The sequence below is a fragment of the Chelatococcus composti genome, assembly GCF_014201415.1.
Taxonomy (GTDB): domain Bacteria; phylum Pseudomonadota; class Alphaproteobacteria; order Rhizobiales; family Beijerinckiaceae; genus Chelatococcus_A; species Chelatococcus_A composti.
Genome location: NZ_JACHEH010000004.1, coordinates 255,441 through 277,009, shown reverse-complemented (window position 1 = coordinate 277,009; position 21,569 = coordinate 255,441). Strand labels below are relative to the sequence as shown.

Below are 21,569 nucleotides of genomic sequence, written 5' to 3'. Positions count from 1 at the left end.
CCGCTTGTGCGGTGTCTATGTGCGCCGGGAGCTGCGGCCGCCATCATGACGGCTCCGCTCGCAGGCTCTTGTTTGGAAATTTTGTTCCAAAGAAAAGAGAATGCAATAGAAAAATTCCATATCATCATGCCTGCCGCGCCGCACCCACTGCTACAGCCAGGGTGATGGCGAGCGAGAGCGTGGCCGACAGCGCCCGGAAGGAGCCGACATCCACCTCAGAGACGTGGAGGGTGTGGGCGCCGAGGCGCCGCAGCGGACTGGTGACGGCATCGGTAATGGCGACGACCTCGTTGCCGCGCTCGCGCGCATAGGTCGCAAGATCGATGGTTTCCTGCGTGTAGGGCGCGAAGGAGATGGCGACGACGACGTCGCCCGGACGGATGGCGTGGCGTCGCTCCAGCCTGCCGACGCCATCGTGCAGGTTGGCCGGAATGTCCATCTTCTCGAAGGCGTAGCTGAGATAGATGGCGACGGGGAAGGCCCGGCGCATGCCCACAACATGGATGGTGGGGGCGGCCGCGAGGGTTGCCACGGCGGCGTCAAGGGCCTGCGCATCGACGGTGGCGGCGAGGCGCTCCAGAGACAGGCGCCCGGCCTCGACGAATTCGGCGAGCAGGGCCGAGGGGCTCTGGCTGCCTGCGGCGCGCAGGTTCTCGAGCCGCGTGGCATAATCGGGCCAGCGCTGTCCGTAGCTGTCACGGAAAAGCCGCTGCATGTCGCTGAAGCCCGTGAAGCCGAGAAGCTGGCAGAAGCGCATGAAGGCCGAGGGCTGCACGCCCGCGGCCGCCGCCAGCTCCGCCACAGTGGAAACGGCGATCTTGTCCGTGTTGTGCGCCACGAAGTCGGCGCACTGGCGCAGGCGCTTCGGCAGCGTGTCGGCGATCTGGACGAGCCGCTCCTGAAACTCGTCGACGGAGGCGGGGGCGGCGGGCTTCTGCATGCTGTCGTTCCTCGGGAGTGCCGGATGGTGTCGCTTGACAGAACTGGCGTTCTATAATCATCGATTGAATGGAATATAAATTCCATTCGCGCGGGAGGGGAGCCAAAAATGGAAAGCCTCGGCATCGGCCTCATCGGAACGGGGTTCATGGGCAAGTGCCATGCACTCGCCTTCGGCGCGGTGAAGGCGGTGATGGGCGACGTGCCGACGCCGCGGCTCGAGCTCTTGTGCGACACGCCCGCCGACAAGGCTGCGGCCATGGCCGAACAGTTCGGCTTCGCCCGCTCCACGGACGACTGGCGCACGCTCATCACCGACCCGGCCGTCGACATCGTCTCGATTACGACGCCCAACCGCCTGCATCACGAGATCGCCATGGCGGCGATCGCGGCGGGCAAGCATGTCTACTGCGAGAAGCCGATGGCGCTTACCCTGCAGCAGGCAGAGGAGATGGCGGCGGCCGCGCAGGCTGCCGGGGTGAAGACCATCGTCGGCTACAACTACATCAAGAACCCGGCCTTCCTGCACGCGCAGCGCCTGGTGGAGGAGGGGGTGATCGGCCGCATCGTGCACTTCCGCGGCTGGGTGGACGAGGACTACCAGGCCGACCCGGACCTGCCCTGGACATGGCGCGCACGCCACGCCGAGGCTGGGCTCGGGGCGCTCGGCGACCTCGGCTGCCACCTTGTCTCGATGGCTTACGGCCTCGCCGGCCCCATCGAGAGCCTCGTGGCCGACATGCAAACCATCCACCGCACGCGCCCGCTGCCCGACGGATCGGGCGTGGCGGAAGTGGAGAACGAGGACGTCGCCACTGCCCTGGTGCGCTTCAAGGGGGGCTTCCTCGGCAGCCTCACTGCCTCGCGCAGCGCCTGGGGGCGCAAGAATCGCCTCGGCTGGGAGGTGCACGGCACGCGGGGCATGCTGATCTTCGACCAGGAGCGGATGAACGAGCTGCAGCTTTATGAGAACGAGGGCCCCGGCGCGCGGCAGGGCTTCAAGACCATCCTCTCCGGACCGGCCCACCCGCCCTTCGGCGCCTTCGTGCCGGCGCCGGGCCACCAGCTCGGCTTCAACGACCTCAAGGTCATCGAGGCGGCCACCCTCCTGCGCGCCATTGCCGAAGACGGCCGGGCCGAGCCGGATTTCGCCACAGCGCTCGCCTTCGAGCGCGTGATCCACGCCATCGCCGAAGCAGCGCACACGGACCGGCGCGTGACGCTGTAGGCGTGCAACGTTTCGCGGCGCCCCGGCATCCATGCTGACATAATTCGTCAGCGTGGATGCTATGCTGCCGTCATGTCGCGCACGCACCGCCTCTTCGATCTCCTGCAGATGCTGCGCCGTCACCGCCGGCCGGTGAGCGGCGCGGCGCTCGCCCAGGAGGCCGGCGTCAGCCTGCGCACGCTCTACCGCGACATTGCCGCGCTGCAGGCCATGGGCGCCGAGATCGAGGGCGAGCCGGGCGTCGGCTATGTGCTGAAGCCGGGCTTCCTCCTGCCGCCGCTCATGTTCTCTCCTGACGAGATCGAGGCTGTCGCGCTCGGCCTCAAATGGGTGGCACGGCGCACGGACGAGAGCCTGGGCGCGGCGGCGCGCGACGCGATGGCCAAGATCGGTGCCGTCCTGCCCCCGGACCTCAGGACGCGCATGGAGGATGATGCCCTCGTCGTCGGGGCGGGCTGGGAGCGCCCGAAGCAGGTGGAGCTTTCCGTGCTGCGGCAGGCGCTGCGCGAGGAGCGCAAGCTCGCGCTCACCTATGTGAACGAGGCCGGCATCCGGTCCGAGCGGACCGTCTGGCCCGTGACCATCGGCTTTTTCGAGGCCACACGGGTGATGGTGGCCTGGTGCGAGCTGCGCAATGCGTTCCACAGCTTCCGCACCGACCGCATGCTCGCGGCGGAAATCCTCGCCGAGCGCTCTCCGCGGCCGCGGCGTCAGCTGATGAAGGAGTGGCGACAGACGCTGCTGACAAAAACTGTCAGCGGGCCGGCGTATCCTAATGCCTCATCGAACGACATCACCAGGGGCAACGAGGAGTTCGCCATGGCCAAGGAGTTGATTTTCTATACGAACCCGCAGTCGCGCGGATATATCGTGCACTGGATGCTGGAGGAGGTCGGCTGCCCCTATACCGTCAGGGTGCTCGATTTCGGCACGACGATGAAGGCGCCCGAATACCTGGCCATCAACCCGATGGGCAAGGTGCCGGCGATCGTGCATGGCGACCAGGTCGTGACGGAGGCGGCGGCGATCTGCGCCTATCTGGCGGAGGCCTTTCCCGAGGCGGGTCTGCTGCCGGCGCCCGAGCATCGCGGCGCCTACTACCGCTGGCTGTTCTTTACCGCCGCCTGCCTCGAGCCGGCGGCATCCAACCACGCCGAGGGATGGGATCCGACTCCTGACCGGCAGCGCAGCTTCGGCTACGGTTCCTACGAGTGGTCCTCGATACGCTGGTGGGGGCACTCAGGGGCAGGCGTTACATCGCCGGCGACCGGTTCAGCGCGGCAGACGTCTATCTCGCGAGCCACCTGCAGTGGGGCATGATGGTGGGCGTGATCGAGAAGCGTCCGGAGTTCGAGGCCTATTGCGCGCCACTTGTCACGCGCCCGGCGGCGCTGCGGGCGGATGCCGAGGTCAAGAAGCTCCAGAGCCAGAAGGCATGGTCCGCCGCCTGAGGGATGGGGCCGAGGGTGATCCCGCCAGTCCCGCCGCTGCCCGGCGGGGCTGCGCCGTACGCGGCGGATCTGGCTGGGGCGGCAGGATTCGAACCTGCGAATGGCGGTACCAAAAACCGCTGCCTTACCACTTGGCGACGCCCCAACTGCGTCCCGGCGCGGCGGACCATAATTCGAGCGCCTGCCCGACGCAACGCCGATGCCGCAGCCAGGCGGGGGGCGCGAGCCGGCTTGCGCGTTGTCCACAAGCCGCTCACGGGCGCGCAAGCGCTCCGCGCCGCCCGTCTCCCGGTCCGGGCACAAAGTACCGTACTGGAGCATGTGGATGCATGAAAAGAAGTTGCGCGAGGGCGCTTGCCGGCCGCAGATGGCGAGTCTATAAGACCGCCAGCCGACGGGCACATGTCGGAGTGTAGCGCAGCCTGGTAGCGCACCTCGTTCGGGACGAGGGGGTCGCAGGTTCAAATCCTGCCACTCCGACCATTCTTCCTCACCAGCCGCCCACGGCGACCATCTCCCCTTCTTCCGAGAATCTCCGGTTCAGCAAGCGAGTCGGCCGAGGCGCGTCTTGGCAGCGCGCGCCGCACCCGTGATGGCGGAGCCTTCCGGGGGGCCGGTGAGTCCGCGTGGCGGTTGTGATGAAATTCCGCGCCTGAAGTGCCGCATCCTGGGGACGGGATGAAGCGGGCGCCGCTCCGCCTCATCATCAAAGCCGTCCCTCAGGGCATCAGGGCAGGGGCTCGTCGCTCGCCCCGGTCTGCTGGATCGCGAAGGCATAAAGGCGCGCTACCTCTTCCAGCCGCTCGAAGCGCCCGGCGGAACCGCCGTGGCCGGCGTCCATGTTGGTGGAGAGGACGACCGGCCCGCCGCCCTTCATGCGCGCGCGCAGGCGCGCAACCCATTTGGCCGGCTCCCAGTAGGTGACACGCGGGTCCGACAGGCCGGCGACGGCGAGGATGGCGGGATAGACCTGCGCCTTCACCTGATCATAGGGCGAATAGGAAAGGATGCGCCGGAAAGCGGCCTCATCCCGAATGGGGTCGCCCCATTCCGGCCATTCGGGCGGCGTCAGCGGCAGGCTCTCGTCGAGCATGGTATTGAGCACGTCGACGAAGGGCACTTCGGCGAGGATCACACGGAACAGGTCCGGCGCCGCGTTGGCCACGGCGCCCATCAGCATGCCGCCGGCGCTGCCACCGTGGGCGACGAGACGCTGCGGCGACGTATAGCCGAGGGCGGCGAGGTGCCGGCCGGCGGCGATGAAGTCGCTGAAACTGTTCGTCTTCTTCTCGCGCTTGCCGTCCGTGTACCAGCGCCAGCCCTTCTCGGTGCCGCCCCGGATGTGGGCGATGGCATAGACGAAGCCGCGGTCGACGAGCGACAGGCGGTTGGTCTCGAAATCGGCCGGAATGGAGATGCCGTAGGCGCCGTAGCCATAGAGCAGGCAGGGCGCCGTGCCGTCGAGGACGAGGTCGCGGCGATGCAGTATCGAGATCGGTACCGTCTCGCCATCTTCAGCCGTGGCGAAGAGGCGCCTGGTCACGTAGCGGGCCGGATCGTGGCCGGAGGGCACTTCGCGCCGCTTGATCAGCTGGCGCTCGCGGCTGGCCATGTCGTAGGCATAGGTTTCAGCCGGCGTCGTCATCGACGAATAGGTGAAGCGCACCACCGACGTGTCGTATTCGTAGCCCGGCTCGTAGCGCAGGGAATAGGCCGGCTCGTCGAAGGCGATGGTGTGCTCCTCGCCCGTGGCGAAGGCACGCACGACGAGGCGCGGGTTGGCGTTCTCCCGCTCCAGCCGCAGCAGGAAATCGCGGAAGGCGGTGTGCTTCAGCAGCATGACGCCCGGCCGGTGGGGCAGGAGCTCGCGCCAGTTCTCGCGGTCCGGGGCAGCGAGCGGCGCGCTCACCAGCTTGAAGTCCTCCGCGCCGTCGGCATTGGTGGCGATGATGAGTTCGTCGCCCCGGTGCTCGACGCTGTAGCGATGCCCCGTCTCGCGCGCGGCGACGAGGCGCGGCCGCGCGGCAGGGTCCGCGAGGTCCAGCAGGTGCACCTCACTCGTCTCGTGGTCTGAGACGATGATGAGACCGAAGGCGCCGGACTGGGTGCGCGACAGGTGCACGAACCAGCCCGCCTCGTTCTCCCGGTAGATTTCCTCGTCGGTGGCCGGATCCGTGCTGAGAACGTGGCGAAAGACGCGCGAGGGCCGGTGATTCTCGTCAAGGCGCACGTAGTAGAAGCTGCGCGAATCGGCCGCCCACACCACCTCGCCCGTGGTCTGCTCGATGACGGTGGCGTCGTCCTCGCCAGTTGCGAGATTGCGCAGGCGGATCCTGTGCAGCTCGCCGCCCGTCTCGTCGGCGCTCCATGCCAGGAGACGATGATCGGGCGAATGCTCAGCCTCGGCCAACTCGAAGAAGGCCTTGCCTTCGGCGAGCGCGTCGGCATCGAGCAGGACCGTCTCGTCCCCGCCGTCGCGCGGCCGGCGGCAGACGAGCGGATGTTGCCCGCCCTCGCGGTAGCGCACGTAGTAGCTATAGGGCCCGTCCGGGCTCGGAACAGAGGAATCATCCTCCTTGATGCGCCCGCGCATCTCCGCGACGAGCCGGCGCCTCAGTTCTTCGCACGGAGCGAGGATCGCGTCGGCATAGGCGTTCTCGGCCTCGAGGTGGGCGCGGATGTCGGCTGGCAGCAGGCCAGGGTCGCGCAGCACGTCGCGCCAGTTCTCCGCGCGCAGCCAGCCGTATTCATCGACGAGTTCAACTCCGTGCACCGTCCGGGTGACGGGGCGGGCCTGCGCGCGCGGCGGGAGGGGCTGTGTCATCGCTCGTTCCGTCTCGTCTCGTCCGCTCCTCAGTCGTTCCCCTGAGGCTCGAAGGCAAGAGCTCCGCCATTGGTGCAATAGCGCAGGCCCGTCGGCAGCGGTCCGTCCGGGAAGACATGGCCGAGATGGGCGTCGCAGCGCGCGCAGCGAATTTCCGTGCGCGGCATCGCAAGCTTGTGATCGGGCGCTTCGGTGATCACATCCTCGCTGACCGGTGCGAAGAAGCTCGGCCAGCCGGAGCCGGAATCATACTTCGTATCGCTCGAGAACAATGCTTGGCCACAGCAGACGCAACGGTAAATACCACGTCGTTTTTCTGTATAATACGGACTGGAAAACGGTGGTTCCGTACCGCCCAGGCGGGTGATGCGATACTGCTCGGGTGTCAATTCGGCGCGCCATTGCGCCGCAGTCTTTTCCACCTTGTCGTTGCGATCCGTTGCTGGCATGGGTTTCGCTCCGTCGTTAGCGCCCACGATATGTTCCTGTGCCAAGGCCGGCGCAAGCCGCTGCGCGCAAATTGCGCGGCGTTTGTTCGCAGGACTGCGCACGCGCGGAGGCGCCGATTCCGGAGTTCCTGCTTTTCAGGGGTGTTCAAAACGGTGCTACTGATTACCTGAATTTTGAAGAAGTGAAAAACTTGTCTTGCGAAATTCTCAACTTTGCCATACTTCATGAGTGTGATTGGAACACGAAAGATGCCAGTGTTCGCTGGGCGATTGTTCAGCTGTCGCCCGCGCCACGGTAGGCGGTGTGGTGTTGTCACCGGTTACCCGCCGAGCTTGGCTGGTATCCGGATAGTCGGGATAAAAAGAGGAAAACGGGTTCAATGAACGACAATGCAGCGTCAGCGAACTATATCGAGCTCGCGGCCGATATCGTTTCCGCCTACGTGAGTAACAATTCTGTCGCGTCCTCGGACCTGCCCGCACTCATCGGCGAAGTGCACGGCGCGCTCATGCGCGTCGCCGGCGGCGCCGTCGAGGCACCGGTCGAGGCGCCGAAGCCGGCTGTTCCGATCAAGAAGTCGGTCACGCCGGACTTCATCATCTGCCTGGAAGACGGCAAGAAGTTCAAGTCTCTGAAGCGTCACCTGCGTACGCAGTACAACATGACGCCAGAGCAGTATCGCGAGAAGTGGGGGCTGCCGGCCGACTATCCGATGGTGGCGCCGAACTACGCCAAGGCCCGCTCCCAGCTCGCCAAGGAGATGGGCCTCGGCCAGCAGCGCCGCAAGCGCCGCACTTCGAGCCGCGGTTGACGCGCCCGGCTGCACCGCAGCCGGTGATCGCGAACGGACGTGGGGCAGCCTCGGGCTGCCCCGTTTGTTTTTTGGGGGGCTGCAGGACGCGGCGGCTTCAATCGGCCGTGCCGCCTGCAGCCGCCATCATGCCGGCTTCAGGCGTCGTATTCTGCACTTACGGCGTGATTGCCGATGACCCTGTCGCGGCCCTGGCGCTTTGCTTCGTAAAGATGCCCGTCGGCGTGGGCGACAAGCTCGCGAATGGTGGCCGCGTCGTCGGGAAAGGTCGCGACGCCGATACTGACCGTCGGAGCCGCCTCGAACTCCCGCGCCAGTATCCGGTGCAGCGACTGGCGCATGCGCTCGGCTGAGGTCAGGGCGGCGGCGTGCGTCATGTTCTCCCACAGGATCACGAATTCTTCGCCGCCGTAGCGAAAGACGAAGTCCTCGGCCCGGATTTCCGACCGTACGCATTCGACCACGCGCTGCAGCACCTCGTCGCCCGTGACATGGCCGTAGCGGTCGTTGATGCTCTTGAAGTGGTCGACATCGAGGACCGCGAGGCTGACGGGCCTGCCGGCGGCGCCGTTGTGGCGCAGGATGGCCGGGCCCAGCGTCTCGAAGCGTTCGCGCGTCAGTGCGCCGGTCAGCGCATCGCGGCTCGTCCTGCCGAGCAGCTCCTCGTACTTCTGGCGGTAGGTGAGCTTGTTGAAGATGTCCGAGACCGCCTGCGGCGCCACGCAGGGGGCGTTCTTCTCAAAGAAGGCGAGATACAGCCCGATGAGCGCGCTGTAGACGACGGCCGCTCCGATCTTCGCGATCCAGCCGCCAGGGAGCGCGTCGAAGGGGGGAGCCGTGACCACGCGCAACCCAATGAAGAAGAAAATCTGGTCGAAGGTCAGGATCACCGCTAGGGTGACGCAGGCCCGCAGGACGATCGACCTTCTCAGGAACGAGCGCAGCTTCTCGTAGAGCAGGATCAGCGCGATTGCGTCGATGAAAAGCAGCGTCGTGCCCCAGATCATCAGCGCGCCCATCTGGTCGATGAGCACGAGATCGGGATTGTAGCCGGGCAGCGGCACGGGCGGCGGGCCGGCGATGCGCAGCGTCGTCACCAGGGCGACCATGAGGAAGTTGCCGATGAGCAGCCCGTAAATCGGCTGGCGAACGGTTTCGGCATCCTCGCGGATGTAGAAGAGCAGGATGATCGCCAGCTTACCCGCGAACAGGACTGTCGAGCCCGGCGAGATGAGGCCGAACGGCAGCTCAATGAAGAAGACGGCCGCCAGATATGTCTCGAGAAAGTGCATCACGCCGAGGACGCACAGGAAGGGACCAAGGCCCAGCCGGTCACGCATCCGGAACAGCGTGGCCATCGTGGCGAAATAGAGCAGTGCCTGGGAGAGAAGAAGGACCGTGCCTGACATCGATTCCGGCCGCCGGACGGGAAAGAATGCCTTACAGCACGAAGAGGGGCGCCGGAGTCAACCGTCCGCGGGCACATTGATCCCATTCTGTGGCGCGCTGTGCCTTGCAGGGCACGGTTGTCGAGCTGTGCAGCCCGAGGACGCCCCTCCTGATCCGAATCGCTTGCCCGGCTGATATTAAGAATATATACCTATATCTGCATCGCCCGCTGGCGGCGGTGCGTGATTGCGATTGGAACATATAGTGAACATGATTGATGATCCGGCGCAATGCCTCGTGCCGGCAGGCGCTTCCCGGGGAAGTGTCGCACCGGTGCCGTCGGCTTTGCGTCTCGGCGAAAGGATGGGACGATGCCAGGACACGACGAGAAGCTGAGCGCAGCCTGCCGACGCCTGCTCCTGCACCTGGCCGGCGAGGAAGAGGCCTTTGCCCGCGTGACGGCGGACGAGCCCGGCCACGTCACGCTCTATCTGCGGCGCGGCAAGACGACGCTCGGCGCGGGCCGCGTTGCCGTCGCCGCGGCCGAGCGGCTGGTGGCGGAAGATCTGGCCTGTTGGGAGCGGCCACCGCGCGGTTGCCGCCTGCTGGTCGCGACTGGCGCGGGCCGTGCCCGCGCCGCGCGGCTGTGCGCCGGCGGCGGCACCGAGGGCTTCCTGGCCCAGCATCGGGAGATTGTCGAGGCAGTCGAGAAGCAGCCCGCAGGCGGGGAGACGCGGCGGCTGCGCGTCAACGCCGCCGAGAGCCCCCTGCAGTTTCTGGCGCGCCGGCGCGGGCGTGGCGGCAGGCCGCTTATCGATGCGGCCGGGCTTGAGGCGGGCGAACGGCTGCGGCGGGACATCACCATGGGGCAGATCCTGCCGAGCGTCACCTCAAGGTGGGACCCGGTGGGCGGGCAGGGGGCAGGAAACCTGCGCGATCCTGCCAGTGCCAGCGATGCCGTCATCGCCGCCCGCCAGCGCGTGCAGCGCGCCCTGAAGGCCGTCGGGCCGGAATTCGCCGATTTGCTGCTTGACGTCTGCGGCTTTCTCAAGGGCCTCGAGACGGTGGAGCGCGAGCGTGGCTGGCCCGCCCGTTCCGCCAAGCTGGTGCTCGGCATGGCGCTTGCACGGCTCGCGGAGCATTACGGGCTCGCTGTCGAGGCGCGGGGGCCGGTGAGGGCTCGCACCACACGGCTGTGGCGGGAGGAAGGAGCGGCGGCCCGGATCTAGCGAGGCAGCGTTCAGGCGGCAGCCAGCGCGGCGCGGGCCTCGCTCTTGATGCGCTCCACCATGGAACGCAGCCCGTTCGACCGCTGCGGCGTCAGGTGCTCCGACAGGCCGAGCTGCTTGAAGATGGCGAGGGCGTCCGTCTCGAGGATCGTCCTGGCGGGGCGGCCCGAGAAGATGGCGAAGGCGAGCGCCACCAGCCCGCGCACGATGTGGGCGTCACTGTCGCCGAGGAACTCGAGCACAGGTTCCTGCCCCGGCTGTCTGACCACGCGGGTGTCGAGCCAGACCTGGCTGGCACAGCCGCGGACCTTGTTGGCGTCGGTGCGCGCCTCCTCCGGCAGGGGCTCGAGCGTGCGGCCGAGTTCGATCAGGTAGCGATAGCGATCGTCCCACTCGTCGAGCAGTTCAAAGTTTTCCAGGATCTCGTCGAGAGAAGGCTGCATGGCCGATGTCATCCGTATGCCGGTGCGCCGCAACGCGACGCCCGCGCCCCGGCACTCACGCTTATATAGACCATCGGCGCGGGATTGCACGGTTTCCGCGGCGGCGAGCGGGCTTTCGGTCAGCCCCGGCCGGCGTCGGGGCCGCGCCAGGGCACGGCGCGGTCGAGCTCGTTCAGCGTATCTCGGCCGCCGGGGCGGGATGCGGACGGGGCCTGCTCCGCCCGCCAGCCTGTCAGGGCCTCGACGAGGCGGCGGCGGGTCTCGTCGTCGAGCATCTGCCACAGGGCGAGCGCCCGCTCGGCCGTGTCCGCCGACCCCGCAACCTCGGCCAGGCTCTCGTTCACGGCGGCCAACGGCCGGGTGCCGACCTGCGATGTGGTGGAACGGTCTTCCTCCGCTCCCTCCCGCACCGGGGAGAGAAAGAAGATCACGCCAATGAGGAGCGCACTGCGCAGCAGAAAGCTCATGGGTCGCAGGTCCGTGCCCTCGCCGGGTACAAGGGCGGCTGGGTGCGCCAAGCTTGCCGGCCCTTCGGCAAGGGCCGATGAACGCGACCGCTACAATTCGAGCAATCCGGGAAGGCCGGCCTGGGCAGGCATTGCAGCGCCCGCTCCTTGCGTGGCAAACCGTTGCCGGGCTTTGAGATTCTCCCTTCACCCTTCGTTAACGGCGATAGAAGCTGCGTCCGGTCCGCGGCCTCGCCGCGGCCGCCCTTTGCGGCACTTTCCCGGCCGCCTTTAGGGTTCGCTTAATCGGGCAGTGGCAAGCTGCAGCGACGAGTTGAAGGAGCGCGCGAGAAGCCTCGTGCGTACGTGTGTAGAGTGGCTGCAGCGCAGATCCTGTCGATCCTCCGGGCGCGCATCGGCGTCCTCGTCCACCCGGCGGTGGAGGACGAGGACCTGCGCCGGCGCCATGTGGACTTCATGCTGGCGCACCTGGGGGCGGGCCTCGCCGCCCTTGCGCTGGTGCCTATCTATCTCGTCGGCTGGGGCGCGCCGGGGGGACTGACGGCCCTTGCACTGTGCTGCCTTGCGCTGCCGGTCGTCGCCGCCGCCGTCCTGTCCCGCACCGGGCGACTGCTGCCCGCCTGCGCCGTTTCGTCGCTGGCGATCGCCGGTCTCATCCTCACGGTCAGCCGCGGCACGGGCGGCATCGGCTCTCCCGCGCTGCTCTTCCTGCCGCTGATGCCGCTGACGGCTCTCGTCTGGGGCGAGCGGGGGACCGCCCTCGTCGCGGCAGCGATCGCGCTCTCTGCCGTCGTGGGCGTATTCGTTATCGAATCGCTCGCCAATCCTGCTGCCGATCTTCTTTCACCCATGGTCGCATGGCCGCTCTCGGCGGCCGCGGCGATCGCCTGCGCGACGGCCCTGGTGCTGCTCGCCCAGCGGCGCGACCGGGAGAGGCAGCGGCACGAAACGGCGCGCCACCTGCGCGACCGCGCCGTGCTTGGAGCTCTCAACGATCTCGTGACGTGGCACGACGCCGCCGGGCAGGTGGTGTTCGCCAGCGACGCGGCGCGCGCCCTTCTCGGCGAAGGGCCGGAAAGCCTCGTGGGCCGCGGCTTCTTCGAGCGCGTGCACGTGGCGGACCGGCCCGCCTTCCTCAAGGCGCTGGCGGATGCGCGACACCTCGGGCGGCCGGTCGAGGTCCGATATCGCCTCATGGTCCCGCCGCCGGAGGGGCGCGGCGCCCCGACGGTGCGCTGGGTCGAAATGCGAATCGCGCAAGCCGACTGCGACGCGCCCGACGGCTGTGCCGTCATCGCGGTGACGCGGGACGTCAGCGAGCAGTGCCGGCGTGAAAGCGAGCTCGAGGAGGCGCGCCACGCCGCCGTCTCGGCGAACGAGGCCAAGGACCGTTTCCTCGCCGTCGTCAGCCACGAGCTGCGCACGCCGCTCAATGCCATCATCGGCTTCTCGGACATGCTGGCGAGCGATTCGCTGTGCCCCACGGACGAGGCGCGCCGGCGCGAATATGCCAGCATCATCGCCGGGTCGGGTCGCCATCTGCTGGACGTGGTCAACACGCTGCTCGATGTCTCGCGCATCGAATCGGGCAACTTCACCATCGCCCCGGAGCCTTTCGACCTCGCCGCACTCATGCGCGACTGCTGCGACCTCATGGAGGTCAAGGCCCGGGCTGCGGGCGTGCAGCTGCGCCGCGAGATTGTGGAGCCTTGCGTGATCGTGGCTGACCCGCGCGCCTGCCGGCAGATCCTTCTCAACCTGCTCGGCAATGCCCTCAAGTTCACGCCGCGAGGTGAGGTCACAGTGCGGCTCAAATCCGCGGGCGCGCAGGTTGCGCTCGTCGTCAGCGACACCGGCATCGGCATCGCGGAAAGCGATCTTGCACAGCTCGGCAAGCCTTTCTTTCAGGCGCACTCGTCCTATGATCGCCCGTATGAGGGAACCGGTCTCGGCTTCTGCGTGGTGCAGGGCCTCGCGGCGCTGCACGGCGGGACGGTCGAAGTGGCGAGTCGCAGCGGCGAAGGCACGACGGTGACGGTTCTGCTGCCGCGTGACGGCGCCGGCGCCCGGCCCGCTGCCACCTCCGTCGTCCAGTCCATTGCGCGTGCGCGCGGCCCGGTGTCCCCCTTCAAGGAAGAGATGAAGAAAAGTGCGTGAAGCCCTCGCCCGTTCGGACCACGACTTCGTGCTCTACGAGCGCCCCCAGGGGCGGACGCAGCAGCGCGGGCGGATCGTGGCCGCTTCCCGGCGGCACATTCTGACAGATTACCTGAAGAGCCTTCTGCTGCACCGCCCGGGGCGCACGCTCGGCGTCGTGATAGCGGGCGGCTTCGCCATCACCGTTGCGGTCAACGCCCTCGTCATGCAGCCGCGGCCCCATCCCGCGCCGCTCTTCACGGCGCGGCAGAAGCCCGTGCCGGTCGTTGCCGCTCCTCCCGCCCGTCCGGCACCGCCGCCGTCCGCCGCGGCAGGCGGCGACCTGGCATCCGCCACGGGGGCGACAGAGGCGGAGCCGCTGCCGCCGTCGCGCCCGTCTGCCCTGACGCAGCATCTCATGGAAGCCAGCGGGGAGGTGAAGCCTCGCCCGCGTCCGGCCGACCCTATCGGCGATCTCATCCGCAGCAGCCTCGGCGGCGACAGGGCCGTTCTCGACGCCCAGAGAGCGCTCGCCAAGCTCGGCTACAACGTGACGCCGGACGGTCTGTGGGGGCCCCAGACCCGCCAGGCCATCGAGCAGTTCGAGCGTGACCGCGGCCTGCCGGTGGCCGGGGAGCTCACCGAAAAGATGCGTTCCCTGCTCGCTGCCGCGGCCGGCAACGCCAGCCGGTGAGCGGGGTGCGACTGCGCAGCGACATCTGGGTATCGGCCTACATGCGCCGGTGCCGCATCGAGGGGGCCTTCGCCTATCTGCGCCGGCGCGGCGCAGAAGAAGCCGGCGCCATCTTCATCAAGGTCGATTCGCTTGACGGCATGGTGCGGCTCTTCGGGCCAGCACCCCAATATGCGGTGGAGGACAGGGACGCCGATCGTCTCTTCGTCGAGCTGCCGCTCAAGGGCGACATCCCGGCGCTCGCTGCGGAGGAGAGGTTGCAGCGCGAGATCTCCTTTGATCCCGACCTGTGGGTGGTCGAGGTCGAGGACCGGCAGGGCCGCCACTTCCTTGATGTCGTCGAGGTCTGAGGCGGTCGCCGGCCTCGCCCGGTCCGTCATCCCTGCCGACGCATCGTATCTTGCTCGACCGCCGGAGAGAGCGGGGCACCCTTCGCCCCGCGCTCCGGCGTCCCTGACGGAGCCATTGCCGGCACGTGGCTGGCACTGCGGCCTGCCGCGCGGTCGAGATGCCTGCCGAGGCAGGCTTCAAGCGCGAGGCGCGCGGTCTCGGCGTCCGTCGTGCGGACACGGTCGGCGAGGGTGAAGATCGTCTCCACCGAGCGGGCGAGGGCGGGATCGAGGGTGAGAAAGACGCGCACCGCCTCGTCCGAGGTCAGGCCCGCGATGATGAGCGACAATGCCAGAAGCTCGCCCGACGGGTCGGTCAGCACGCGCGCGGCGACGTCGGCATCGAGCCCGATCGCCTTCGCGATGAGGACGCCGAAGCCGAGCTTGTCACGGCGTGCGGCATGATCGAGCAGGGCCCGGGCCACGGCCGAGCCGGCGGGGCGTGTCCGGCGCGGCGCGACGCGGGCCTGGCCGGCGAGCCGCGCGAGGATCTCCTTGCGTCGGGCAGGCGGCGCAAGCGGCAGGAGGGCCGCCGCGTCGATCGCCGGCAGGTCGGAGCGCGCGAGCAGGGCCTCGGCGAGGGGGGCGTTGCGCCGGGCACGAACCACGAGGTCGCGCAGAACATCATCCGGCACGGCAAGGGCGCTGTTACGCGCGAGCGCCAGCATGACCGCGTCGTCCGCCCGGGCAGCGAGTTCCCGGACAACGGCGGCCGGCAGGTCGGGGCGCGTCGCGAGCGCGACGAGAAGGGAGGGCTCGCCCGATGCCAGCACGGACTCTCGCCACTCCTGAGGCAGGGCGGGCATCGCCGCGACGACCGCGGCGGCCGCTGCGCCGCCGCTGTGCAGAAGCGCTTCAAGCACCGCTCGCGGCGCGGCCGGATGGGGTGCCAGGGCCCGTGCCACGACGGCCCTCGTGTCCGGATCGACGAGCGGAATCAGGCCGCACGCCAGGGTGGCGAAGGTCTCGACGTCCTCGTGCGAATGGGGGGCAGCATCGAGGAACAGCCGCGTCTGGACGCGCAGCAGCGCCGGGCGTGCCTCAGCCGCGCCGGTGCAGGCGAGCCTGGCCAGGCCCGACAGATCGCAATCGCGCAGCAAGGACTCATCCATCGGGGTGAAACGAAACCGTGAACGCGGCGACTGATAGTGGCCGCCGTTGCTTAGCGCCCGGTTAACCATCGCGGGTCCGGCAGCGGATGCGCGCGTCAACGATTTGTTAACCTTGACAAATGCCTAATGACGGGGCTGTCGGCGTGGGCTTCCTCGAACCGGCCTGGAGGGCGACATGAGCGACATCACCGGCCCCGGTGCAGACAATCTCGTCCTCTTTCCGATTACGCGCCGTCTCGGGCGCGCGCCGGTTCCACCGCAGGAGTGCGGCAGGATCCTTCTGTTCACGGGCGTGCGCTACAGCCGCCGGGGAAGCGACGATGCCGGTCCTGCCGGCCGCAGCGGCGGCCGCGCGCGCCGGCGGTCCGCCCGTCCCGGATGCGGCGTCGTTCGCAGGTCCTGAGCTTTCAGTCGTTAGCGGACATGCATTCCATCGCCGCGGCGCGCTCGCGCGCCTCGGGCAGGCTGCTCGGATAGGGGGCAAGGGCGCGCACCACCACCAGCCCCTGCAGGCGCGGCGAGACGAAGCGCAGCTCCTGGCTCGCCTCGTCGCTGCGGCCAGCGGCCAGCGCCTCATCGTGCTGCTGCCGGGTCATCACCACGAGTGTGACGACGCCGTTGACGGCAGTACGGTCGGTCACCGAATAGAGCACAGTGCCGTCGCGGCCATGGACCGACAGCGAGCCGAAGCCCTCCGGCATCGGCGCCTCGACGCGCAGCGGCCCTTCGGTGATGTCAAAAGCGCAGACTGCCATCGCCACGGCCGGATCGGCGAAGGGCACGTCGTTCCCGTCCTGCTGGGCGACGAGCAGCCGCGTCTCGCCGGGGGAGAGGGCAGCGGCATGGCGGTGGAAGGCGGTGTTGCCGGCCAGCATCGGCATGGCGAGGACCATGGCAAGATGCGTGATGCCGCCCAGCACGAGGCCCGCCGCGAGCACGATTGCGAGCGATCCAGCAACACGTGTCACGAGCAGTCTCCCCGGACGATGCGCGGCATGGTGGCCGGCTCAATGGCCGCCGGATCGGCGGACTGGGGAGAGTCGTAGAGCCGCAGGGCGAGGATGAAACGGCCCGAGGGAGGCAGCGGCAGCCAGTTGCCCGGCAATGCGCGGCGCGAGAGGGTGATGTCCACTGCGCCGTCTGGTCTTCGCAGTACCTCCGCGGAGGTCAGGCCGGCCCGCTCCCCCTGCGTCCCGCCGGAGGGGTCGTAGACCGTGAGCGTCCAGGCGCGAGCTGCCGGCATAGAACCGCTGACGGTGTAGTTGCAGGAGACGTGCAGCGGCTGGCCTGCGTCGTCACGCGAGGCGAGGAACTCGATGCCCTCGCCGGTCCCCAACGGCAGCGCGCCCGAGCGCACCGTGATTGCACGCGCATAGGGGTCGACGTCCCGCCCGCCGAGCGCCGGCCAGGTGACCCAGGGCCCGATCGACAGGGCGCCCAGCGGCGGGCGGCCGGAGGTCGCCCAGTCGACCGTGGTGACACCGACCAGCGCCGCAATCGCGAAGGTGGCAAGAATGCAGAGGATAGCAGGCACGGATCTCGTCGCATGAGGGACGGAAGGCAAGCGAGGGGCATACCAGCCGCTTGCGCGGCCCTTCGTCAACAGCCTCGCAGGGGCCTTTCCGGCGTCGGCTCGGGCGATCACTGCAGCGTCTCAGGGCAGGGCGATACGGCCGCCGACCGCCCGCACGCCTTCCTGTGCCATCCGGGCGGCAGCTCGCGCGCCGGGGAGGCCCGCCTGCCGGTCGGAGCGCGCCGGCTGGCGCAGGAGGTTGCCGATGCTCTCGATAACCTCGAAGGAGCGGCGGGAGAGATTGCCGCCGCTCGCCTGCTCGGGGCCGGCCTTCTGGGTGTTGCCCGCCTTGGCGACGGTGGCGGCCCCACCGTCGAGACCGGGCAGTGGCGGCGTCTCGACGCCCTGGTGCGCGAAGGACATCACCTCGTGCCAGACCATGGCTGGCAGCGTGCCACCCGTCATGCGGTTGGTCGAGGTATAGTCGTCGTTGCCGAACCACACGGCCGAGACGAGACGGCTCGTGAAACCGACGAACCAGGCATCGCGATAGGCGTTGGTCGTCCCGGTCTTGCCGCCCGCCTGCACGCCGTCGATGAGGGCGCGCCGGCCGGTGCCGGCCTCCACCACCTTGTTGAGCATGAAGTTCATGTCGGCGATCACGGAGGTCGCCACCACCTGTTCGGCGGGCTTGGCATCGGTGTCGTGCCGCCAGATCGTCTCGCCGCGGTTGTTGCGCACCTCAAGAGCGGCATAGGGCCGGGCACGCTTGCCACCGTTGGCGAATACGGCATAGGACGCCGCCATGTCGAGAACCGTCACCTCGGCGGCGCCGATTGGCAGGGAGGTCGTGTCCTTCAGCTCGGTGGTCAGCCCCATGGCCCGGCACATCTCGATGATTTTGGCGCGGCCGGCCTTGGCGTTGCCCTTGCCGAGCGCCAGCGACATGCGCACTGGAATGGTGTTGATCGACCGAGCGAGGGCGGATGTGAGCGACATCGCCCCGGCGTAGGAGCGGCTGTAGTTGTTGGGGCACCAGTTGCCGATGCAGACCGGGGCATCGACGACCGTGCTGCTCGGCTTGTAGAGGCCGGCCGCGAGCGCCGCGGTGTAGACGAAGGGCTTGAAGGCCGAACCAGGCTGGCGGAGCGCGTCCGTGGCGCGGTTGAACTGGCTCGTGCCGTAGTCCCGACCGCCGACCATGGCGCGCACCGCCCCGTCCGGATCGAGCACGACGATGGCACCCTGCTTGGCACCGTAGGTCTTGCCGTACTGGCGCAGCCCGTTCTCGAGCGCTTCCTCGGCGCGCTTCTGGATGGCGGGATCGAGCGGTGTCTTGACGGTCAGCACGCGTTCATGGCCGAAGAGGCCCTCGCGCGCCATCTTCTGCACCTCGCTGAAGGCCCAGTCGAGATAGTAGTCGGGGCTGAGATCGCGCTGCCGGTCCACCGGCGTTGCCGGATTGCGGCGCGCCGACAGCATCTGGCCTTCGGAGATGAAGCCGGCCTCGACCATGTTGGCGAGAACATCGTTGGCCCGAGCGCGTGCCGCCGGCAGGTTGACGTGCGGGGCAAAGCGCGTCGGCGCCTTGAAGAGGCCGGCCAGCATCGCCGCTTCGGCGATGCTGATGTCCTTGACGTTCTTGCCGAAGTAGAACTCGGCCGCCGCCGCCACGCCGAAGGTGCCGCCGCCCATGTAGGCGCGGTCGAGATAGAGCTTGAGGATCTCGTTCTTGGTGAGGCGCGTCTCCAGCCAGAGGGCGAGGAAGGCCTCCTTGATCTTGCGCTCGATGGAACGCTCGTTGCTGAGGAAGAGGTTCTTGGCGAGCTGCTGGGTGATGGAGGAGCCGCCCTGCACCACGCCGGAGGCGCGGGCATTGGCCGACAGCGCCCGCAGCGTGCCAATGAAGTCGATGCCGAAGTGGCTGTAGAAGCGCCGGTCCTCGGTGGCCAGCACGGCCTTGATGAGATGGTCGGGAAACTCCTCGAGCTTGAGGGAGTCGTCGTGCAGGATGCCGCGCTTGCCGATCTCGTTGCCGTATCGGTCGAGAAAGGTGACGGCCAGCTCCTGCTGCTTCAGCCAGTCCTCGCTCGTCTCGCGGAAGGCCGGCAGCGCGAGCGCCAGCATGAGGACGCAGCCTGCCGTGCCGATGTTGACCGCCTCGCTGAGCCCCTCGAAGAGGAGACGCCAGCCTCCGCGGACGGCGAAACGGTCGAAGACGCTGGAAAAATTGACCCAGGCCTCGCTCGCGCGCTGGCCGGCGGTGTAAAGGGAGGCGTCGATCCACGAATCGATGGCGAGCGCAGCGCGCTTGATGCGCATAAGAAGCGTTGTCTCGCCGAAGAATGCCACGGTGATCAGCTCTCGCATCGGTTGCAGAGGGGCAGCGCCGATCCGACGCACCACTCTGCTGATAGCAGCGCTTATCGTATTGTGCGACGGACGCTAAGGCAAAAGGTGCGTTCACGCAGTAGTGAGAGAAAAAGGAGCGGCCGCAGGCTGGCCGGGCATCGATGAAGGACGACACGCCCTTCTGGCGTCGCAAGACGCTGGAGGAAATGACGCCTGGCGAATGGGAGAGCCTGTGCGATGGCTGCGGCCGCTGCTGCCTCGTGAAGCTGGAGGACGAGGACAGCGGTGAAATCCTCTTCACCGACGTGGGTTGCACGCTGCTCGACGGGACAAGCTGCCGGTGCCGCAACTATCCCCAGCGGCAGTCCATTGTGCCCGATTGCGTGCGCCTGACACCCGATGTGGTGCGGACGCTCACCTGGCTGCCGCCCACTTGCGCCTACCGCCTGGTGCGCGAGGGCAGCGATCTTTACTGGTGGCATCCGCTCGTCTCGGGCGATCCCGAGACGGTGCATGCGGCGGGCGTCTCCGTCAGGGGGCGCCTCTCGGCGAGCGAGGATGACGTCAGCCTCGAGGACATCGTCGACTACATCGTGACCTGGCCGATGCGCGTGCCCAAGGCGGCGCGCAGCAGGGACGGGGCGAAGGCGAGGCCGGACCCGCACCGAAGGGAGCGGCGCCGGTCACGGCAAGGATGAGGAGCGCGGCCGGCGGGCCGCTCAGCCGGCCCATTGCGCATAGGCCTGCATCAACTCTTCGTACTGGTGCGGTTCCGGGAAGGTCTCGAAACTTCTGACGGCGCCCGTCTCCGCGAACGGCAGTTTTGTCGAGACACAGGTTTCGATAAAGGGGGCGAAACCGGCTGACGTCGTCGAACAGGTTCGGCCGCACGTTGACGGACCAGTCCATGCCCTCGGGCCTGGTGAACATCCACGTCATGCAGTGGCCGCAGAAATAGTGGTGGAGGTCCGGCCCGTGCAGGCCACCGATCACCGGCTCGCCCTTCGTGATCTCGAAGCCGTCGGCGGGAATGATGGCTGTCAGGGAATAGGCCGAGGACGACATCTTCTGGCAGCCGCGGCAGTGGCATGCGCTCGTTGCGAGCGGCGGTTTCCTGATGCGGATTTCCACCCGCCCGCAACGGCACGAGCCCGAAAGCGGCAACCGGATCGGCTTCATGCCAGTCCCTCGCGTCGGGAGCGGGGCCGCCGCCGCGCGGCTGCCACTCAGGCCGCCTTCATCCCATGTCCCCCGGCCTGCATCAACGCCAGACGGCGATCTGTGCCTGACCATCGACCACCGGAACGTCGGTGACCGGCAGGTCGGGGTCAAAGCCATCGCCGGGGAAGGTCCCTGCCGCCGAGGCCACCCGCGGGCTGCCGGAGGAGAGCACCGTCACGCGCGTGCCGATGGGAACGCGCCGGTAGAGGTCGATGATGTCCTGGTTGATGAGGCGGATGCAGCCACTCGAGACAGACTGGCCGATGGACCACGGCTCGTTGGTGCCATGGATGCGGTAGAGCGTGTCGCGGTCGCCCTGATAGAGATAGAGGGCGCGGGCGCCGAGCGGGTTGTCCATGCCACCGGGCATCCCGCTCGCCCATTCGGCGAGCTCGGGCTGCCGGCGGATCATCGACGCAGGTGGCGTCCAGGTGGGCCACACGGCCTTGCGGCGGATGGTGGCATCGCCACTCCAGCCGAAGCCCTCGCGTCCGACGCCGACGCCGTAGCGCAGCGCCTTGCCACCTTCCATCACGAGATAGAGGAAGTGGCGATAGGGGTCTACGACGATCGTGCCTGCTTCCTGCGGCCCTGCGAAGGCGACCACCTGGCGCAGGTAGATCGGATCAATCTGCGTCAGATCCACGGCCGGAACCGAATAGGGCTCCGTTGTGATCTCGCCGTACATGTCGAAGTACATCGGATCGATGCGAGGGCCCTGCACGGGTGGAGGCGGAGCCGTCGTCGTGCAGGCGGCCAGCGCTGCCGGCGCGCCGACCAGGAACGAGCGGCGGCTGATGGAATGCATGTGGTATCACCTCGATCGTTTCTTCGGTTCGTATCGGCGGTGAAAAAGCCGACAATGGGGCGAGGGCGCCAAAACCCCGAGCCAGCATGGTGAATGGCCCATGCGGCACGAAA

The 21,569-nt window shown here is 68.1% G+C and carries 20 protein-coding genes, 2 tRNA genes and 1 pseudogene; 10 read left to right on the top strand and 13 right to left on the bottom strand.

Features of this window, described 5'->3' with window-relative positions; genetic code table 11:
* Nucleotides 1–124 precede the first annotated feature (124 nt).
* Nucleotides 125–940: a MurR/RpiR family transcriptional regulator gene (locus tag HNQ73_RS10080; protein WP_183334709.1), complete on the bottom strand. Its 816-nt coding sequence runs from the start codon at nucleotides 938–940 to the stop codon at nucleotides 125–127.
* Between the two features lie 108 nt (nucleotides 941–1,048).
* On the opposite strand from HNQ73_RS10080, the gene HNQ73_RS10075 reads away from it, so the two are divergent.
* The 3 genes from HNQ73_RS10075 to HNQ73_RS17960 all read left to right on the top strand — a co-directional run bounded on the left by HNQ73_RS10075 (nucleotide 1,049) and on the right by HNQ73_RS17960 (nucleotide 3,618).
* The gene (locus tag HNQ73_RS10075) at nucleotides 1,049–2,167 is read left to right on the top strand and encodes a Gfo/Idh/MocA family protein (RefSeq protein ID WP_183334708.1); all 1,119 of its coding nucleotides are present in this window, start codon (nucleotides 1,049–1,051) and stop codon (nucleotides 2,165–2,167) included.
* A 72-nt stretch (nucleotides 2,168–2,239) separates the two neighbouring features.
* Nucleotides 2,240–3,487: an HTH domain-containing protein gene (locus HNQ73_RS10070; RefSeq protein WP_244650080.1), complete on the top strand. Its 1,248-nt coding sequence runs from the start codon at nucleotides 2,240–2,242 to the stop codon at nucleotides 3,485–3,487.
* On the top strand, nucleotides 3,379–3,618 hold the full coding sequence (locus HNQ73_RS17960; protein ID WP_306415751.1) for a glutathione binding-like protein: 240 nt from the start codon (nucleotides 3,379–3,381) through the stop codon (nucleotides 3,616–3,618). The genes HNQ73_RS10070 and HNQ73_RS17960 overlap by 109 nt, the downstream gene beginning before the upstream one ends.
* A gap of 70 nt (nucleotides 3,619–3,688) precedes the next feature.
* Here HNQ73_RS17960 and HNQ73_RS10065 read toward each other — a convergent pair.
* Nucleotides 3,689–3,763, bottom strand: a tRNA-Gln gene (locus HNQ73_RS10065).
* Between the two features lie 261 nt (nucleotides 3,764–4,024).
* Between HNQ73_RS10065 and HNQ73_RS10060 the strand changes: the two genes are divergently transcribed.
* Nucleotides 4,025–4,101 (top strand) — tRNA-Pro (locus HNQ73_RS10060).
* 244 nt (nucleotides 4,102–4,345) lie between these two features.
* Here the strand turns inward: HNQ73_RS10060 and HNQ73_RS10055 are convergent.
* Both HNQ73_RS10055 and msrB read right to left on the bottom strand, forming a co-directional pair.
* Nucleotides 4,346–6,442: a S9 family peptidase gene (locus HNQ73_RS10055; RefSeq protein WP_183334707.1), complete on the bottom strand. Its 2,097-nt coding sequence runs from the start codon at nucleotides 6,440–6,442 to the stop codon at nucleotides 4,346–4,348.
* A gap of 29 nt (nucleotides 6,443–6,471) precedes the next feature.
* Entirely contained in the window at nucleotides 6,472–6,891 is a 420-nt protein-coding gene (msrB, locus tag HNQ73_RS10050) for a peptide-methionine (R)-S-oxide reductase MsrB (RefSeq protein ID WP_183334706.1), read from the bottom strand.
* Between the two features lie 380 nt (nucleotides 6,892–7,271).
* Between msrB and HNQ73_RS10045 the strand changes: the two genes are divergently transcribed.
* Nucleotides 7,272–7,703: a Ros/MucR family transcriptional regulator gene (locus HNQ73_RS10045; RefSeq protein ID WP_183334705.1), complete on the top strand. Its 432-nt coding sequence runs from the start codon at nucleotides 7,272–7,274 to the stop codon at nucleotides 7,701–7,703.
* A 137-nt stretch (nucleotides 7,704–7,840) separates the two neighbouring features.
* On the opposite strand, the gene HNQ73_RS10040 is transcribed toward HNQ73_RS10045, so the two are convergent.
* Nucleotides 7,841–9,112 carry a GGDEF domain-containing protein gene (locus HNQ73_RS10040; protein ID WP_183334704.1) on the bottom strand — a complete coding sequence of 424 codons (1,272 nt, stop codon included), beginning with the start codon at nucleotides 9,110–9,112 and terminating at the stop codon, nucleotides 7,841–7,843.
* 351 nt (nucleotides 9,113–9,463) lie between these two features.
* Here HNQ73_RS10040 and HNQ73_RS10035 point away from each other — a divergent pair, with 351 nt between their 5' ends.
* Nucleotides 9,464–10,321 (top strand): DUF6456 domain-containing protein, encoded by an 858-nt coding sequence (locus HNQ73_RS10035; RefSeq protein ID WP_244650076.1) that lies wholly within the window; start codon nucleotides 9,464–9,466, stop codon nucleotides 10,319–10,321.
* A gap of 11 nt (nucleotides 10,322–10,332) precedes the next feature.
* Here HNQ73_RS10035 and HNQ73_RS10030 read toward each other — a convergent pair whose 3' ends face one another.
* A complete protein-coding gene (locus HNQ73_RS10030; protein WP_183334703.1) occupies nucleotides 10,333–10,764 on the bottom strand; it encodes a SufE family protein in 432 nt (143 codons plus the stop codon).
* A 119-nt stretch (nucleotides 10,765–10,883) separates the two neighbouring features.
* Nucleotides 10,884–11,231, bottom strand: coding sequence for a hypothetical protein (locus tag HNQ73_RS10025; protein ID WP_183334702.1), 348 nt, complete (start codon nucleotides 11,229–11,231; stop codon nucleotides 10,884–10,886).
* Between the two features lie 354 nt (nucleotides 11,232–11,585).
* Here HNQ73_RS10025 and HNQ73_RS10020 point away from each other — a divergent pair, with 354 nt between their 5' ends.
* The 3 genes from HNQ73_RS10020 to HNQ73_RS10010 are packed head-to-tail and all read left to right on the top strand — an operon-like array spanning nucleotide 11,586 to nucleotide 14,411.
* Nucleotides 11,586–13,388, top strand: a complete 1,803-nt coding sequence (locus tag HNQ73_RS10020; protein ID WP_183334701.1) for a sensor histidine kinase — start codon at nucleotides 11,586–11,588, stop codon at nucleotides 13,386–13,388.
* On the top strand, nucleotides 13,381–14,061 hold the full coding sequence (locus tag HNQ73_RS18150; protein WP_183334700.1) for a peptidoglycan-binding domain-containing protein: 681 nt from the start codon (nucleotides 13,381–13,383) through the stop codon (nucleotides 14,059–14,061). Before HNQ73_RS10020 ends, HNQ73_RS18150 begins: the two co-directional genes overlap by 8 nt.
* 5 nt (nucleotides 14,062–14,066) lie before the next feature.
* Entirely contained in the window at nucleotides 14,067–14,411 is a 345-nt protein-coding gene (locus HNQ73_RS10010) for a DUF1491 family protein (protein WP_183334699.1), read from the top strand.
* A gap of 26 nt (nucleotides 14,412–14,437) precedes the next feature.
* Here HNQ73_RS10010 and HNQ73_RS10005 read toward each other — a convergent pair whose 3' ends face one another.
* The 4 genes from HNQ73_RS10005 to HNQ73_RS09990 form a co-directional block, all read right to left on the bottom strand.
* On the bottom strand, nucleotides 14,438–15,550 hold the full coding sequence (locus HNQ73_RS10005) for a DUF2336 domain-containing protein (RefSeq protein ID WP_183334698.1): 1,113 nt from the start codon (nucleotides 15,548–15,550) through the stop codon (nucleotides 14,438–14,440).
* Nucleotides 15,551–15,969: 419 nt separating this feature from the next.
* On the bottom strand, nucleotides 15,970–16,530 hold the full coding sequence (locus HNQ73_RS10000) for a DUF1254 domain-containing protein (protein WP_183334697.1): 561 nt from the start codon (nucleotides 16,528–16,530) through the stop codon (nucleotides 15,970–15,972).
* The gene (locus HNQ73_RS09995) at nucleotides 16,527–17,096 is read right to left on the bottom strand and encodes a DUF1214 domain-containing protein (RefSeq protein ID WP_183334696.1); all 570 of its coding nucleotides are present in this window, start codon (nucleotides 17,094–17,096) and stop codon (nucleotides 16,527–16,529) included. The genes HNQ73_RS10000 and HNQ73_RS09995 overlap by 4 nt, the downstream gene beginning before the upstream one ends.
* A 120-nt stretch (nucleotides 17,097–17,216) precedes the next feature.
* Complete coding sequence (locus HNQ73_RS09990) at nucleotides 17,217–19,445, bottom strand: transglycosylase domain-containing protein (RefSeq protein ID WP_210305101.1); 2,229 nt, start codon at nucleotides 19,443–19,445, stop codon at nucleotides 17,217–17,219.
* A 143-nt stretch (nucleotides 19,446–19,588) separates the two neighbouring features.
* Between HNQ73_RS09990 and HNQ73_RS09985 the strand changes: the two genes are divergently transcribed.
* Complete coding sequence (locus HNQ73_RS09985; protein WP_183334694.1) at nucleotides 19,589–20,125, top strand: YcgN family cysteine cluster protein; 537 nt, start codon at nucleotides 19,589–19,591, stop codon at nucleotides 20,123–20,125.
* A gap of 21 nt (nucleotides 20,126–20,146) precedes the next feature.
* Here the strand turns inward: HNQ73_RS09985 and HNQ73_RS09980 are convergent.
* Nucleotides 20,147–20,606: pseudogene (locus HNQ73_RS09980) on the bottom strand (GFA family protein).
* A gap of 82 nt (nucleotides 20,607–20,688) precedes the next feature.
* Nucleotides 20,689–21,456 carry a L,D-transpeptidase gene (locus HNQ73_RS09975; protein ID WP_183334693.1) on the bottom strand — a complete coding sequence of 256 codons (768 nt, stop codon included), beginning with the start codon at nucleotides 21,454–21,456 and terminating at the stop codon, nucleotides 20,689–20,691.
* Nucleotides 21,457–21,569 lie beyond the last annotated feature (113 nt).

Excerpts from the sequence above, each read along its gene's own strand:
- HNQ73_RS10030 (WP_183334703.1), bottom strand. The coding sequence starts at position 10,764 with ATGCAGCCTTCTCTCGACGAGATCCTGGAAAACTTTGAACTGCTCGAC.
- HNQ73_RS10080 (WP_183334709.1), bottom strand. The coding sequence starts at position 940 with ATGCAGAAGCCCGCCGCCCCCGCCTCCGTCGACGAGTTTCAGGAGCGG.
- HNQ73_RS09990 (WP_210305101.1), bottom strand. The coding sequence starts at position 19,445 with ATGCGAGAGCTGATCACCGTGGCATTCTTCGGCGAGACAACGCTTCTT.
- msrB (WP_183334706.1), bottom strand. The coding sequence starts at position 6,891 with ATGCCAGCAACGGATCGCAACGACAAGGTGGAAAAGACTGCGGCGCAA.
- HNQ73_RS10075 (WP_183334708.1), top strand. The coding sequence starts at position 1,049 with ATGGAAAGCCTCGGCATCGGCCTCATCGGAACGGGGTTCATGGGCAAG.
- HNQ73_RS09975 (WP_183334693.1), bottom strand. The coding sequence starts at position 21,456 with ATGCATTCCATCAGCCGCCGCTCGTTCCTGGTCGGCGCGCCGGCAGCG.
- HNQ73_RS10045 (WP_183334705.1), top strand. The coding sequence starts at position 7,272 with ATGAACGACAATGCAGCGTCAGCGAACTATATCGAGCTCGCGGCCGAT.
- HNQ73_RS10025 (WP_183334702.1), bottom strand. The coding sequence starts at position 11,231 with ATGAGCTTTCTGCTGCGCAGTGCGCTCCTCATTGGCGTGATCTTCTTT.
- HNQ73_RS10055 (WP_183334707.1), bottom strand. The coding sequence starts at position 6,442 with ATGACACAGCCCCTCCCGCCGCGCGCGCAGGCCCGCCCCGTCACCCGG.
- HNQ73_RS10040 (WP_183334704.1), bottom strand. The coding sequence starts at position 9,112 with ATGTCAGGCACGGTCCTTCTTCTCTCCCAGGCACTGCTCTATTTCGCC.
- HNQ73_RS10070 (WP_244650080.1), top strand. The coding sequence starts at position 2,240 with ATGTCGCGCACGCACCGCCTCTTCGATCTCCTGCAGATGCTGCGCCGT.
- HNQ73_RS10035 (WP_244650076.1), top strand. The coding sequence starts at position 9,464 with ATGCCAGGACACGACGAGAAGCTGAGCGCAGCCTGCCGACGCCTGCTC.
- HNQ73_RS09985 (WP_183334694.1), top strand. The coding sequence starts at position 19,589 with ATGAAGGACGACACGCCCTTCTGGCGTCGCAAGACGCTGGAGGAAATG.